Here is a 13230-nt window from a genome sequence, read left to right as displayed (position 1 = left end):
GGCCGCCTCAGGGCTGGACGGGGACCTGCCACGGGAGCGCCACCCAGACGGTCTTGCCGCCGTCGACGGTGGGTGTGACGGTCAGCCGGCCGCCGTACTCCTTGGCCAGCGAGCGGATGATCACCATGCCGCGTCCGTTGTCCTGCTGGACGGCGGCGGGCAGCCGCTGGGGGCGGCGGGGGTGACTGTCCGTCACCCCGAGGCGCAGCTCCTCGTCCCGCTCGAGGCGCAGGTCGACGGTGAAGGTGGGTGACTGCCCGAAGGTGTGCAGGACGGCGTTGGTGGCCAGCTCCGAGAGGATGAGGCGGACGGTGTCGGCCATCTCCGCCTCCTCGGGCAGGCCCCACTCCGTCAGCACCCGGGCGACGAACCCGCGGGCCGCGGAGACCGAGACCGGCTCGCTCGGCAGGGTGACACGTGCTTCCTGATGGTCTGCCATGGCGAGCCGTCCCTTTCCCACCCGGTACCGGGCCGTCGTGCGGTCCGGTTGTGCTTCGCGCCAGAGTGCCACCGATACCGCCCTCCGTGGCGGCGATCCACCAAGATATGCATATATCTGTCGCTCAAACCGGTGAACTCTCCCCACGCGGGCCCGCTCCGGCGCCACACTGTCTGCTCGTCGGACAGCGGAGGGAGTCATCGGATGCAGCACGGCCCTGCGGTGCGGCGCCGCAAGCTGGGAGAGGAGCTGCGGAGCCTGCGCCAGGCGTCGGGGCTCACGAGCCGGGAGGCGGCGGCGCTGCTCGGCTGGCACCAGTCGAAGGTGAGCAGGATCGAGACAGGTGTCAGCGGGGTGCGGCCGGACGACGTGAACCGGCTCCTCGACGCGTACGGCATGGACGATCCGAAGCTCCGCGAGGTCCTGGGCGCGCTCGCCGGTTCGGCGGGCGGGGGCGGCGCCGGCTGGTGGCACGCCTACCGGGGGCTCATCCCGCCCCAGTACCGCGACTTCATCAGCCTGGAGTCGCAGGCGCGCACCGCCCGCACGCTGGAGACCACGGTGGTGCCGGGCCTGTTGCAGACGGCCGACTACGCCCGCGCGGTGACCCGGGCCTCGCTGGACGGGCTGCCGTCCGGTCAGCTGGACTCACTGGTGGAGGTGCGGCTGACCCGGCAGGGGGTGCTGCGGAGCGATCCGCCGCTGCGGCTGAGCGCGGTCCTGGACGAGGCGGTGCTGCGCCGGGAGGTCGGCGGCCGGCGGGTGATGCGGGAGCAGTTGCGCCATCTCGCCCGGGTGGCACAACTTCCGCATGTGCAACTCCAGTTACTTCCGTTCTCGGTCGGCGGCTATGTCAGCCTCACGAGCCCTTTCGTTATCTTCTCCTTTCCGACCGCTTCCGACCTTGACGTGGTCGTTCTTGACCACTTGACGAGTAGCCTCTATCTGGAACGGAAAGAAGACCTTGCGGCGTACAGCTCGGCCTTCGAGACCCTTCAGACGCACGCGCTGTCGCCGGAGCACACGCTGGACCTGATCGCCGCGATCGACCGCGGCGACCGGTGACCCCCCACCGCCCGGAGGAAGCGTCATGTCCCAACACCCCGCCCGGCCCGCGTCGCGCTGGCGACGCAGCAGCTACAGCACGGGAATGAACAACTGCGTCGAGACCGCGCCGTCCGGAGGCGGACGGCTGCTGGCCGTCCGCGACTCGAAGGACATCGGCCTGACGCACCTGGCGTTCTCGCCGACGGCCTGGACGTCCTTCGTCTCCGGCCTGAAACGCTGAGGCGGACCACCGCCTCAGCTCTGCGGTGCGGTCCGCCGCACCGTCTCCACCGCCCGCGCGACCTGCTCGTCCGTCAGGTCCGCGCGGGCGGTCAGCCGCAGCCGCGAGATGCCGTCGGGCACGGACGGCGGCCGGAAGCAGCCCACCGCCATCCCGGCCGTCCGGCAGTCGGCGGCCCAGCGCACGGCGGCGTCGGCCGAGGGCGCCCGGACCGAGACGACCGCCGCGTCGGGCCGCACCGCGGTCAGACCGGCCGCCGTCAGCCCCTCGTACAGCGCGGTGGCGACCGTACGGGCCCTGAGCGCGCGCTCCGGTTCGCGGCGCAGCAGCCGCAGCCCGCCCAGGGCGGCGCCGACGGCGGCCGGGGCGAGTCCGGTGTCGAAGATGAACGTCCGGGCGGTGTTGACCAGGTGGTCGATCACCCGGACCGGCCCGAGGACCGCGCCGCCCTGGCTGCCCAGGGACTTGGACAGGGTGAGCGTGGCGACGACGTCCGCGTCACCCGCGAGCCCCGCCGCGTCGAGCGCCCCCCGTCCGCCCGCGCCGAGCACCCCGAGCCCGTGCGCGTCGTCCACCAGGAGCGCGGCGCCCTCCGCCCGGCAGACGGCGGCCAGTGCGGCCAGCGGCGCGGCGTCGCCGTCCACGGAGAACACCGAGTCGGTGACGGCCAGCTTCCGGCCCCCGTGCCCGCGCAGCGTCTTGCGGACGGCCTCCGGGTCGGCGTGCGGGACGACGGCGGTCTCGGCCCGGGAGAGCCGGCAGCCGTCCACGATGGAGGCGTGGTTGCCCGCGTCCGACGCGATGAGGGCGCCGCGTCCGGTGAGTGCGGTGAGGGCCGCGAGGTTGGCGGCGTAACCGGAGGAGAGGACGAGCGCGGCCTCGAAGCCGCAGAACGCGGCGAGTTCGCGTTCCAGCTCGGCGTGGAGCGCGGTCGAGCCGGTGACCAGGCGGGATCCGGTCGCCCCACCGCCCCAGCGGCGCGCCGCGTCCGCCGCCGCGGAGGTCACCTCCGGGTGCCGGGTGAGGCCCAGGTAGTCGTTGCTCGCGAGGTCCAGGAGCTCCGCCCCGGCCTCGCGGGGCCGCAGCCGGCGGACCAGGCCCGCGTCCGCGCGCCGACGCGCCTCGTCGTCGATCCAGTCGAACGGGGTGGCGGGCATGGGCGGTCCCTTTTGTAGGCAGCTCACAGACCCTAACCGGGCTCATGCGGAGACACGGTGTGGCAATGCACACACCCCGTGTGAGCTCTGTTGTCCGGTTCCTCCTTGGCTCCGGGCGGTGCGGTGCGTCAGGATCATCGCCATGGACCTCCTGAACACGCTGGTGGACAAGGGGCTGCGGCGCGAGCTGCCGACCCGTGAAGAAGCGCTCGCCGTACTGGCGACCCCGGACGACCAACTGCTCGACGTGGTGGCCGCGGCCGGCAAGGTGCGCCGTCAGTGGTTCGGGCGGCGGGTGAAACTGAACTATCTGGTCAATCTGAAGTCCGGGCTCTGCCCCGAGGACTGCTCGTACTGTTCGCAGCGGCTCGGCTCCAAGGCGGAGATCCTCAAGTACACCTGGCTGAAACCGGACGAGGCGTCGAAGGCGGCCGCTGCCGGGGTGGCCGGCGGCGCCAAGCGCGTCTGCCTGGTGGCCAGCGGCCGGGGCCCGACGGACCGGGACGTCGACCGGGTCTCGCAGACCATCGAGGCCATCAAGGAACAGAACGAGGGCGTCGAGGTGTGCGCCTGCCTCGGTCTGCTCTCCGAGGGCCAGGCCGACCGGCTGCGTTCGGCGGGCGCCGACGCGTACAACCACAACCTCAACACGTCCGAGGGGACGTACGGGGAGATCACGACCACCCACACCTACGCCGACCGCGTCGACACGGTGCACCAGGCGCAGGCCGCCGGGCTCTCCGCGTGCTCGGGGCTGATCGCGGGCATGGGCGAGAGCGACGAGGACCTGGTCGACGTGGTCTTCTCGCTGCGCGAGCTGGACCCGGACTCGGTGCCGGTCAACTTTCTGATCCCGTTCGAGGGGACCCCGCTCGCCAAGGAGTGGAACCTGACGCCGCAGCGGTGTCTGCGCATCCTGGCGATGGTGCGGTTCGTCTGCCCGGACGTGGAGGTGCGGCTCGCGGGCGGGCGCGAGGTCCATCTGCGCTCCATGCAGCCGCTCGCCCTGCATCTGGTCAACTCCATCTTCCTGGGCGACTACCTGACCAGTGAGGGCCAGGCCGGCCAGGCGGATCTGGACATGATCGCGGACGCCGGTTTCGAGGTGGAGGGGGCGGGTACGACGACGCTCCCCCGGCACCGCGCGGACGCGGCGGCGGGCTGCGGCTCGCACGCGGACGCCGGCTGCGCCTCCGAGGCAGAGGCATGCGGTTCGCACGCGGGCGGCGGCTGCGGGCCGTGCGGCGGGGGCGCGGAGGAGGCGACCGTACCCGCCGCCGAGGTGCCGGAGACCCCGGGCGCCCGGACGGACCTGGTGGCGGTACGCCGCCGCGGCGCGGGCACGGACCTCGCTCCCAATGCCTGAGCCGCTCTCCCCCGCCGTACTCCGGGACCTGGACCGGGCGCACGTCTGGCATCCGTACGGCCCCATGCCGGGCCGGCAGGAGCCGCTGGTCGTGGAGTCCGCGTCCGGGGTCCGGCTGCGGCTCGCCGAACCCGCCCACGGACAGCACGAGTTGGTCGACGGGATGTCCTCGTGGTGGTCGGCCGTGCACGGCTACAACCACCCCGTGCTGAACGAGGCGGCGCGCGGCCAGCTGGACCGGATGAGCCATGTGATGTTCGGCGGGCTCACGCACGAGCCCGCCGTCCGGCTGGCGGCCCGGCTGGTGGAGATCACCCCGGAGCCGCTGCGCCACGTCTTCCTCGCCGACTCGGGCTCCGTGTCGGTCGAGGTCGCCGTGAAGATGTGCCTCCAGTACTGGCGGTCGGCCGGGCGGCCGGCCAAGAAGCGGCTGCTGACCTGGCGCGGCGGCTACCACGGGGACACCTGGCAGCCGATGTCGGTCTGCGACCCCGAGGGCGGGATGCACGAGCTGTGGTCGGGCGCGCTGCCCCGCCAGGTCTTCGCCGGTGAACCGCCCGCCGGTTACGACTCCGAGCCCGACCCGGCGTACGCGGCGCGGCTGCGCGAGCTGATCGGGCTGCACGCGGACGAGCTGGCGGCCGTGATCGTGGAACCGGTGGTCCAGGGGGCGGGCGGCATGCGCTTCCACTCCCCCGGCTATCTGCGCGTGCTGCGCGAGGCGTGCGACGCGTACGGCGTGCTGCTCGTGTTCGACGAGATCGCCACGGGCTTCGGCCGTACGGGAAAGCTGTTCGCGGCCGAGCACGCGGGGGTCTCCCCCGATGTGATGTGCGTCGGCAAGGCGCTGACCGGCGGCTATCTGACGATGGCGGCGACGCTGTGCACGAGCGAGGTGGCCGACGGCATCTCGCGCGGCGAGGTGCCGGTGCTCGCCCACGGACCGACGTTCATGGGCAACCCGCTGGCCGCGTCGGTGGCCTGCGCCTCCATCGACCTGCTGCTCGGCCAGGACTGGCAGCAGGAGGTCAAGCGGATCGAGGCCGGGCTGAACGAGGGCCTGGCGGCGGCGCGGGAGCTGCCCGGGGTCCGCGACGTACGGGTGCTCGGCGCCATCGGGGTCGTCCAGCTGGACCACGAGGTGGACATGGCGGCGGCGACCGCGGCCGCGGTGCGCGAAGGGGTGTGGCTGCGGCCGTTCCGGGATCTCGTCTACACCATGCCGCCGTATGTGACCGGTGACGACGATGTGGCACGCATCTGCCGCGCGGTGTGCGCGGCGGCGCGGGAGGGCTGAGACATGAGCGTTCTGGTGGTGACCGGTACCGGTACGGAGATCGGCAAGACGATCGTGACGGCGGCCGTGGCGGCGGCCGCCGCGCACCGCCGCGTCGCCGTCCTCAAACCGGCCCAGACCGGCCTGGCGCCGGGCGAACCCGGCGACGTGGCCGAGGTGGCGCGACTGGCGGGCGCCCATGTCACGGCGGTCGAACTCGCCCGCTTCCCCGAGCCGCTGGCGCCCGCGACGGCCGCCCGCCGGGCCGGGATGGACCCGGTGCGCCCGTACGAGGTCGCCGAGGCCGCCGAGAAGCTGGCCGCCGATCACGACCTGGTCCTGGTCGAGGGCGCCGGCGGGCTGCTCGTACGGTTCGACGACGAGGGCGCGACCCTGGCGGACGCGGCCCGGCTGCTCGCGGCCCCGGTCCTGGTGGTCGCCCCGGCCGGTCTGGGCACGCTCAACTCCACGGCCCTGACGGCGGAGGCGCTGCGGGCCCGCGAGCTCGACTGCCTGGGCGTGGTCATCGGCAGCATGCCGGCCGCGCCCGGCCTGGCGGAGCGCTGCAATGTGGCGGACCTCCCGGTGGCCGCCGGGGCTCCGCTGCTGGGCGTCGTGCCGGAGGGCGCCGGGTCGCTGGCCCCGGCGGACTTCCGGGCGCGGGCGGCGGGTTGGCTGGCCGTGCCGCTGGGCGGCGACCGGCCGCTGGGCTGAGCGGAGCGGGCGGCACCGGCGGGCCGGGAGCCCTCCGGTGCCGCCCGCGCGTCCGTTCACCGGCGTATTCGGACGGATTCCGTACCCCGGCCCCCCATGGGTCGAACACCTGGTCATAATTCCTGCTCAGGGCTCAGGTAGCCGAAGTCACCGCGGTCGGCCACGTCCTGGCGCCGCAGGCGCGCCAACCGACCAGTTCTCGCGACGACTCATGGAGTGACATTGAGTACGACGACGTTCCGTTCCCGCATCACGGCCCGGCTCGGGCGCGGCTACCTGGCCAGGATCCAGAAGCACGGATTCGGGTCGACCACGATGAAACTGCTCCCGGAACAGCTCCTGATGCCGCTGCGCAGGGACGGGCTCGACCCGGTCCGGCGGCTGGCCGAGACCCGGGCGGGCGCACCGGTGTCCAGGGTGGCGCTGCCGTTCGGCATGGACGCCTGGGTGGTCACCGGCTACGAGGAGTCGAAGGCCGTGCTCGGCTCCGCCGAGGGCTTCAGCACCGACTTCGCGCACCTGGCGGGCAACGCGGGCATAGCCGCCGAGCACAGCCCGGGCGGCCTGGGGTTCAGCGATCCGCCGGTGCACACGCGGCTGCGCCGCATCCTGACCCCGGAGTTCACGATGCGCCGGCTGCGCCGTCTGACCCCCAGGATCGACGCCATCGTCGCGGAGCGGCTGGACGCGATGGCGGCCGCGCCGGGGCCGGTCGACCTGGTGCACGCGTTCGCGCTGCCGGTGCCCTCGCTGACCATCTGCGAACTGCTCGGGGTGCCCTACGAGGACCGCGACGACTTCCAGAAGCTCGCCATGGACCGCTTCGACCTGTTCCAGGGGGCCACCGCGCCGTTCGGCGCCATGTCCGAGTCGCTCGACTACTTCCGGGGCGTCGTCCGGGACCAGCGGCGCGCGCCGGGCGACGGCCTGCTCGGGATGATCGTGCGGGAGCACGGGGACAGCGTGGACGACGAGGAACTGGCGGGCCTGGCCGACGGGGTGCTCACCGGGGGCTTCGAGACGACCGCCAGCACGATCGCGCTCGGCGCCCTCGTCCTGCTGCGGAACCCCGAGGTGGCGGATCGGCTGCGCACGGACGACGCGGTGACGGCGCCCTTCGTGGAGGAGGTGCTGCGCTATCTGTCGGCCGTGCAGATGGCCTTTCCCCGGTTCGCCCGCGAGGACATCGAGGTCGCGGGGGTGGTGATCCCGCGCGGCGACATGGTGCTCTGCTCGCTGAGCGGCGCCAACCGCGACCCGGCGTACGTCGGGGACGACGGGCGGTTCGACGTGGACCGGGTCACTCCGGCCGGCCACCTCGCCTTCGGGTACGGCATCCACCGCTGCATCGGCGCGGAGCTCGCCCGGATGGAACTGCGCTCCGCCTTCCCGGCCCTGGTCCGGCGCTTTCCCGCGATGCGGCTCGCCGTACCGCCGCAGGACCTGGCCTTCCGCAAGCTGTCGATCGTGTACGGGGTCGAGTCGCTGCCCGCGCGACTGGGCTGAGCCGTCCCCGTACCGGCGCGGAAAGCACTCGCCCTGCCGCGCGCACCTCTGATTGGCTCGAGCCATGAGTGATCTCTCGATACACCCCGCCTCCCCTTCCGACATCGACGCCGTGCTGCGGTTCTGGCGGACGGCGGCGGAAGGCACCAGCATCAGCGACGACCACGACGGGGTGGCCCGGCTCCTCGACCGCGACCCGGGGGCGCTGCTCCTCGCGGAGCGGGAAGGCGTGCTCGTGGGGACCGTGATCGCGGGCTTCGACGGCTGGCGGTGCTCGGCCTACCGGCTCGCCGTCCATCCGGACCACCGTCGGCAGGGCATCGCGACCGCGCTGCTGGAGGCGGCGGAGCAGCGCTTCGCGGAGCTCGGCGGGCGGCGGGTGGACGCCATGGTCCTGGAGGAGAACGAGCGCGCGCACCACACCTGGCAGGCGGCGGGATACCACCGCGAGAACCACTGGCGGCGGTGGGTGAAGCCGCTAGGGCCTGTCTGATAATTCCCGTCGTCCGCCCGGCAGACGGGAATTATCAGACAGGCCCTAGGGCCGGGAACAGGAGGCAGGTGACCGGCCGCATCCGCGACTTTGCCGATCCTTTACTATGGGGAGGCAGTCCTGCCCCTTCCGACGAAAGGTGTGAGCGTCCGCCCATGGGCGAGCCTCCCAGTACCAGAAGCCACCGACATCGCGCGGTCCGCCGGTCCCTGTCCGATCATGGGACGGAGGTGAACCGATGACCGAAGTGCTTCTGCTGCTCGTTGCGGTACTGCTCTCGCTCGCCTGCGGCGCCTTCGTCGCCGCGGAGTTCTCCCTGACCACGGTGGAGCGCGGCCAGTTGGAGCGGGCCGTCGAGCGGGGCGAGCGCGGCGCCGAGAGCGCCATGAAGGCGGTCCGCAGCCTCACCTTCCAGCTGTCCGGGGCCCAGCTCGGCATCACGGTCACCAACCTGGTGGTCGGCATGCTCTCCGAGCCGTCGATCGCCAAGATGATCCGGGGTCCGGTGGAGGCCGTCGGCCTGTCACCCGGTGTGGCCTCGTCCGTGGCGCTCGTCATCGGTACGGCCCTGTCCACGGTGTTCCTGATGGTCGTCGGTGAGCTGGTCCCGAAGAACTGGGCCATTTCCTCGCCGCTCGCGGTGGCGAAGACGGTCGCCACCCCGCAGCGGGCCTTCACGGCCGTCTTCCGCCCCTTCATCAGCCACCTCAACAACACCGCCAACCGGATCGTGCGCCGCTTCGGGCTCGAACCGGCCGAGGAGCTGGCCACCGCGCGCAGCCCGCAGGAGCTGGTGGCGCTGGCCAGGCACTCCGCCAAGGAGGGCGCGCTGGAGGCGGACACCGCCGAGCTGTTCGTCCGCACCCTCAATCTCCCGGAGCTCACCGCGGAGAACGTGATGACCCCGCGCGTACAGGTCACCGCCCTGGAGGTCGGCGCGACCGCCGAGGACGTCGCCAACGCGACCCGGGCCACCGGCCTCTCCCGCTTCCCCGTCTACCGGGGCAGCCTCGACACCGTCGTGGGCGTCGCCCACATCAAGGACGTGCTGGCGGTCCCGGCCGAGGAGCGGCCCCGCAAGCGGGTGTCCGAGATGCTGCGCGAGCCCGTGCTGGTGCCCGAGACGCTGACCGTGGACCGGCTGCTCGACCGGCTGTCCGGCAAGCTGGCCATGGCGGTCGTGATCGATGAGTACGGCGGCACGGCGGGCGTCGTGACGCTGGAGGACATCGTGGAGGAGGTCGTCGGCGAGGTCCGCGACGAGCACGACCCGCACGAGACGCCGGACCTGGCCCCGGCCGGCGAGGACGCCGACGGGCGCGTCCTGTGGTCGGCGGACGGCGCCGCCCGTACGGACCAGCTGGCAACGATCGGGCTGCGCGTGCCGGACGGCCCGTACGAGACCCTGGCGGGCCTGATCGCCTCGGAGATCGGCCGCATCCCGGCCGTCGGCGACTCGATCGAGCTGGCCGGCTGGCGGCTCGACGTGGTCGACGCCTCCGGGCGCCGCGCCGCCCGGGCCCTGCTGCACGCACCGCTGACCGGTGCCCACCTGCCGTCGGAGGACGAGCGATGACCGCCGTACAGCTCTTCATCGGTCTGCTGACGCTGGTCGTGAACGCCTTCTTCGTCGGGGCGGAGTTCGCCCTCATCTCGGTGCGCCGCAGCCAGATCGAACCGCAGGCCGAGCAGGGGAACCGGCGGGCGCGCAGCGTCATCTGGGGCCTCGAACACGTCTCGGCGCTGCTCGCGGCGGCGCAGCTGGGCATCACGCTGTGCACCCTGGTGCTCGGCATCGTCGCCGAGCCCGCGATCGCGCATCTGCTGGAACCCGTCTTCGACGCGGTGGGCGTGCCGCACGGCCTGGTCCACCCGGCCTCGTTCGTGATCGCGCTGACGGTGGCGACCTATCTGCACATGCTGCTGGGCGAGATGGTCCCGAAGAACATCGCGCTGGCCGAGCCGGTGCGGTCCGCGCTGCTGCTCGGTCCGCCGCTGGTGACGCTGGCCCGGGCGCTGCGCCCGGTGATCTTCGCGATCAACGCCTTCGCCAACGCCCTGCTGAAGCTGTTGCGGGTGGAGACGAAGGACGAGGTGGAGGCGACGTTCTCGAACGACGAGCTGGCGCGCCTGGTGAAGGACGCCGGTGACGCCGGGCTGGTCGACGACCGGGCGGCCGAGCGCCTGCACCACGCCCTGGAGCTGGGCCGCCGGCCGGTACGGGACGTGGTCCTGCCGGTCGACCGGGTGATGTACATCCGGGTCGGCGCGACACCGGAGGAGCTGGAGCGGCTCTCGTACGAGACGGGCTTCTCGCGCTTCCCGGTGATGGACGCGGAGCAGCGCATCCTCGGGTACCTCCATGTGAAGGACGCCCTGGACGTCACCCCGCGCGACATGCCGTTCCCGGTGTCCTCGATGCGGCCGATCGCCCGGGTCCGGGCGGCGACACCGCTGGACGACGCGCTGACGGCGCTGCGGCGCAGCCGTACGCACCTGGCGGCGGTCCTGGACGAGGACGACAGGCTCGCGGGCATGGTGACGATGGAGGACGTGCTCCGGGAGCTGGTGGGGCGGCCGCAGAGCCGCTGAACGGCACCGCGATACGATCGCATCGCCATGGAAATGAATGCCTCATACACCAGTCTGGTCGCGGTCGGCGACTCGTTCACCGAGGGCATGTCGGACCTGCTGCCCGACGGCTCGTACCGGGGCTGGGCCGATGTGCTCGCCTCCCGGCTCGCCGCCCGTACGCCGGGCTTCCGGTACGCCAATCTCGCGGTACGCGGGAAGCTCATCGCCCAGATCGTGGACGAGCAGGTGGAGGTGGCGGCCGCCATGCGGGCGGACGTGGTGACGCTGGTCGGCGGCCTCAACGACACCTTGCGCCCCAAGTGCGACATGGGCATGGTCCGCGGACGCCTGGAGGAGGCGGTCGAGCGCCTGGCGCCGTCGTGCAAGCAGCTGGTGCTGATGCGCAGCCCCGGCCGCAACGGGCCCGTGCTCGACCGGTTCCGGCCGCGCATGGAGGAACTGTTCGCGCTGGTGGACGAGCTGGCCGCCCGGCACGACGCGGTGGTGGTCGACCTGTACGGCGCTCCGGCCCTGGCCGACCAGCGCATGTGGGACGTCGACCGGCTGCACCTCACCGCCGAGGGGCACCGCCGGGTGGCCGAGGCGGTCTGGCAGTCGCTGGGGCTGCCGCCGGAGAGCGACTGGAAGGCCCCGCTGCCCGCCTCGGCCCCGGCGCGCTGGGGTGCCCGGCGGGTGGAGGACGTGCGGTTCGCCCGGCAGCACCTGCTGCCCTGGATCGGCCGGCGGCTCACCGGGCGCTCCTCGGGCGACGGGCGGGCCGGGGCGCAGTTCGACGCCGAGCTGGGGCGGGCCTTCTGGGTGACCCCGGAGGAGGACGGCTGGGCGGCTCCGGTGGCGACGTGGCGTCAGGTGGAGTCCGGTGAGCGGGGGGCGCGGGACGCGTCCGGTTCGTAGCAACGCACAAACCGGACCTCGGCGCTGAGCTGCACAAACCGCCAGTAGAATCCGTACACGTGACTGCTGTGTCTGCGAAGCCTCGCATCCCCAATGTCCTGGCCGGCCGCTACGCCTCCACGGAGCTGGCCGTCCTCTGGTCCCCCGAGCAGAAGGTGAAGCTGGAACGCCGGCTCTGGCTGGCGGTGCTGCGCGCCCAGAAGGACCTCGGGATCGAGGTGCCCGACGCCGCCCTCGCCGACTACGAGCGCGTCCTCGACCAGGTCGACCTGGCCTCGATCGCCGAGCGCGAGAAGGTCACCCGGCACGACGTGAAGGCCCGGATCGAGGAGTTCAACGCCCTCGCCGGCCACGAGCACGTCCACAAGGGCATGACCTCGCGCGACCTCACCGAGAACGTCGAGCAGCTGCAGATCCGGCTCTCCCTGGAGCTGATGCGCGACCGCACCGTGGCCGTCCTGGCCCGCCTGGGCAAGCTGGCCGCCGAGTACCGCGAGCTGGTCATCGCCGGGCGCTCCCACAACGTGGCCGCGCAGGCGACCACCCTCGGCAAGCGCTTCGCGACCGCGGCCGATGAGCTGCTGGTGGCGTACGGCCGCCTCGACGACCTGCTCGGCCGCTACCCGCTGCGCGGCATCAAGGGCCCGGTCGGCACCGCGCAGGACATGCTGGACCTGCTCGGCGGCGACGCCGCGAAGCTGGCGGAGCTCGAAGAGCGCATCGCCACGCACCTCGGCTTCGCGCACGCCTTCACCTCGGTCGGCCAGGTCTACCCCCGGTCGCTCGACTACGACGTGGTGACCGCGCTGGTGCAGCTGGCGGCGGCACCCTCCTCGGTGGCGAAGACCATCCGGCTGATGGCCGGCCACGAGCTGGTCACCGAGGGCTTCAAGCCCGGCCAGGTCGGCTCCTCCGCGATGCCGCACAAGATGAACACCCGCTCCTGCGAGCGCGTCAACGGCCTGATGGTCATCCTGCGCGGCTACGCGTCGATGACCGGCGAGCTGGCGGGCGACCAGTGGAACGAGGGCGACGTCTCCTGCTCGGTGGTACGCCGGGTGGCCCTGCCGGACGCGTTCTTCGCGTTCGACGGGCTGGTCGAGACGTTTCTGACGGTGCTGGACGAGTTCGGCGCGTTCCCGGCCGTCGTGGCCCGCGAGCTGGACCGCTACGTGCCGTTCCTCGCCACGACCAAGGTCCTGATGGGCGCGGTGCGCGCGGGCGTCGGCCGCGAGGTCGCCCACGAGGCGATCAAGGAGAACGCCGTCGCCTCCGCCCTCGCCATGCGCGAGCAGGGCACCGAGCGCAACGAGCTGCTGGACAAGCTCGCCGCCGACGAGCGCATCCCGCTGGACCGCGCCCAGCTGGACGAGCTGATGGCGGACAAGCTGTCCTTCACCGGGGCGGCCGGCGACCAGGTCACCGCGCTCGTCGCGCGGATCGAGGAGATCACCAAGCAGCACCCCGAGGCCGCCGGCTACGCGCCTGGCTCCATCCTCTGA

General features: G+C 72.7%; 13 protein-coding genes. 11 read left to right on the top strand and 2 right to left on the bottom strand.

The annotated features are described in order from the left end of the window. Positions 1-7: 7 nt before the first annotated feature. Entirely contained in the window at positions 8-439 is a 432-nt protein-coding gene (locus AMK18_RS29410) for an ATP-binding protein (RefSeq protein ID WP_073865151.1), read from the bottom strand. 204 nt (positions 440-643) lie between these two features. Here AMK18_RS29410 and AMK18_RS29405 point away from each other — a divergent pair, with 204 nt between their 5' ends. Both AMK18_RS29405 and AMK18_RS29400 read left to right on the top strand, forming a co-directional pair. Then, positions 644-1504 carry a helix-turn-helix domain-containing protein gene (locus tag AMK18_RS29405; protein ID WP_018105215.1) on the top strand — a complete coding sequence of 287 codons (861 nt, stop codon included), beginning with the start codon at positions 644-646 and terminating at the stop codon, positions 1502-1504. Between the two features lie 25 nt (positions 1505-1529). Next, positions 1530-1727, top strand: a complete 198-nt coding sequence (locus AMK18_RS29400; protein WP_073865150.1) for a DUF397 domain-containing protein — start codon at positions 1530-1532, stop codon at positions 1725-1727. A 14-nt stretch (positions 1728-1741) separates the two neighbouring features. On the opposite strand, the gene AMK18_RS29395 is transcribed toward AMK18_RS29400, so the two are convergent. Continuing rightward, entirely contained in the window at positions 1742-2884 is a 1143-nt protein-coding gene (locus AMK18_RS29395) for an 8-amino-7-oxononanoate synthase (protein WP_073865149.1), read from the bottom strand. 142 nt (positions 2885-3026) lie between these two features. Between AMK18_RS29395 and bioB the strand changes: the two genes are divergently transcribed. From bioB to purB, 9 genes are all read left to right on the top strand, one after another. Further along, positions 3027-4250, top strand: a complete 1224-nt coding sequence (gene bioB, locus AMK18_RS29390; protein WP_073865148.1) for a biotin synthase BioB — start codon at positions 3027-3029, stop codon at positions 4248-4250. Continuing rightward, positions 4243-5547 carry an adenosylmethionine--8-amino-7-oxononanoate transaminase gene (locus AMK18_RS29385; RefSeq protein WP_073865147.1) on the top strand — a complete coding sequence of 435 codons (1305 nt, stop codon included), beginning with the start codon at positions 4243-4245 and terminating at the stop codon, positions 5545-5547. The genes bioB and AMK18_RS29385 overlap by 8 nt, the downstream gene beginning before the upstream one ends. Positions 5548-5550: 3 nt before the next feature. After that, complete coding sequence (bioD, locus tag AMK18_RS29380; RefSeq protein WP_073865146.1) at positions 5551-6240, top strand: dethiobiotin synthase; 690 nt, start codon at positions 5551-5553, stop codon at positions 6238-6240. A gap of 222 nt (positions 6241-6462) precedes the next feature. After that, on the top strand, positions 6463-7746 hold the full coding sequence (locus AMK18_RS29375; RefSeq protein WP_018105209.1) for a cytochrome P450: 1284 nt from the start codon (positions 6463-6465) through the stop codon (positions 7744-7746). A gap of 64 nt (positions 7747-7810) precedes the next feature. Further along, positions 7811-8239 carry a GNAT family N-acetyltransferase gene (locus tag AMK18_RS29370; protein WP_073865145.1) on the top strand — a complete coding sequence of 143 codons (429 nt, stop codon included), beginning with the start codon at positions 7811-7813 and terminating at the stop codon, positions 8237-8239. Positions 8240-8477: 238 nt separating this feature from the next. Next, positions 8478-9815, top strand: a complete 1338-nt coding sequence (locus tag AMK18_RS29365; RefSeq protein WP_073865144.1) for a hemolysin family protein — start codon at positions 8478-8480, stop codon at positions 9813-9815. Then, a complete protein-coding gene (locus AMK18_RS29360; protein ID WP_018105206.1) occupies positions 9812-10831 on the top strand; it encodes a hemolysin family protein in 1020 nt (339 codons plus the stop codon). Before AMK18_RS29365 ends, AMK18_RS29360 begins: the two co-directional genes overlap by 4 nt. Positions 10832-10858: 27 nt before the next feature. After that, positions 10859-11728: an SGNH/GDSL hydrolase family protein gene (locus AMK18_RS29355; RefSeq protein WP_073865143.1), complete on the top strand. Its 870-nt coding sequence runs from the start codon at positions 10859-10861 to the stop codon at positions 11726-11728. Between the two features lie 68 nt (positions 11729-11796). Then, positions 11797-13230 carry an adenylosuccinate lyase gene (gene purB / locus AMK18_RS29350; protein ID WP_073865142.1) on the top strand — a complete coding sequence of 478 codons (1434 nt, stop codon included), beginning with the start codon at positions 11797-11799 and terminating at the stop codon, positions 13228-13230.

The organism is Streptomyces sp. CB01249, assembly GCF_001905735.1.
In the GTDB taxonomy this organism is placed as follows: domain Bacteria; phylum Actinomycetota; class Actinomycetes; order Streptomycetales; family Streptomycetaceae; genus Streptomyces.
This window is presented reverse-complemented; position numbering and strand designations above follow the sequence as displayed.

What these genes read in the sequence shown, in the direction of transcription:
- AMK18_RS29410 (WP_073865151.1), bottom strand. Translation starts at nt 439, where the DNA reads ATGGCAGACCATCAGGAAGCACGTGTCACCCTGCCGAGCGAGCCGGTC.
- AMK18_RS29405 (WP_018105215.1), top strand. Translation starts at nt 644, where the DNA reads ATGCAGCACGGCCCTGCGGTGCGGCGCCGCAAGCTGGGAGAGGAGCTG.
- AMK18_RS29400 (WP_073865150.1), top strand. Translation starts at nt 1,530, where the DNA reads ATGTCCCAACACCCCGCCCGGCCCGCGTCGCGCTGGCGACGCAGCAGC.
- AMK18_RS29395 (WP_073865149.1), bottom strand. Translation starts at nt 2,884, where the DNA reads ATGCCCGCCACCCCGTTCGACTGGATCGACGACGAGGCGCGTCGGCGC.
- bioB (WP_073865148.1), top strand. Translation starts at nt 3,027, where the DNA reads ATGGACCTCCTGAACACGCTGGTGGACAAGGGGCTGCGGCGCGAGCTG.
- AMK18_RS29385 (WP_073865147.1), top strand. Translation starts at nt 4,243, where the DNA reads ATGCCTGAGCCGCTCTCCCCCGCCGTACTCCGGGACCTGGACCGGGCG.
- bioD (WP_073865146.1), top strand. Translation starts at nt 5,551, where the DNA reads ATGAGCGTTCTGGTGGTGACCGGTACCGGTACGGAGATCGGCAAGACG.
- AMK18_RS29370 (WP_073865145.1), top strand. Translation starts at nt 7,811, where the DNA reads ATGAGTGATCTCTCGATACACCCCGCCTCCCCTTCCGACATCGACGCC.
- AMK18_RS29365 (WP_073865144.1), top strand. Translation starts at nt 8,478, where the DNA reads ATGACCGAAGTGCTTCTGCTGCTCGTTGCGGTACTGCTCTCGCTCGCC.
- AMK18_RS29360 (WP_018105206.1), top strand. Translation starts at nt 9,812, where the DNA reads ATGACCGCCGTACAGCTCTTCATCGGTCTGCTGACGCTGGTCGTGAAC.
- AMK18_RS29355 (WP_073865143.1), top strand. Translation starts at nt 10,859, where the DNA reads ATGGAAATGAATGCCTCATACACCAGTCTGGTCGCGGTCGGCGACTCG.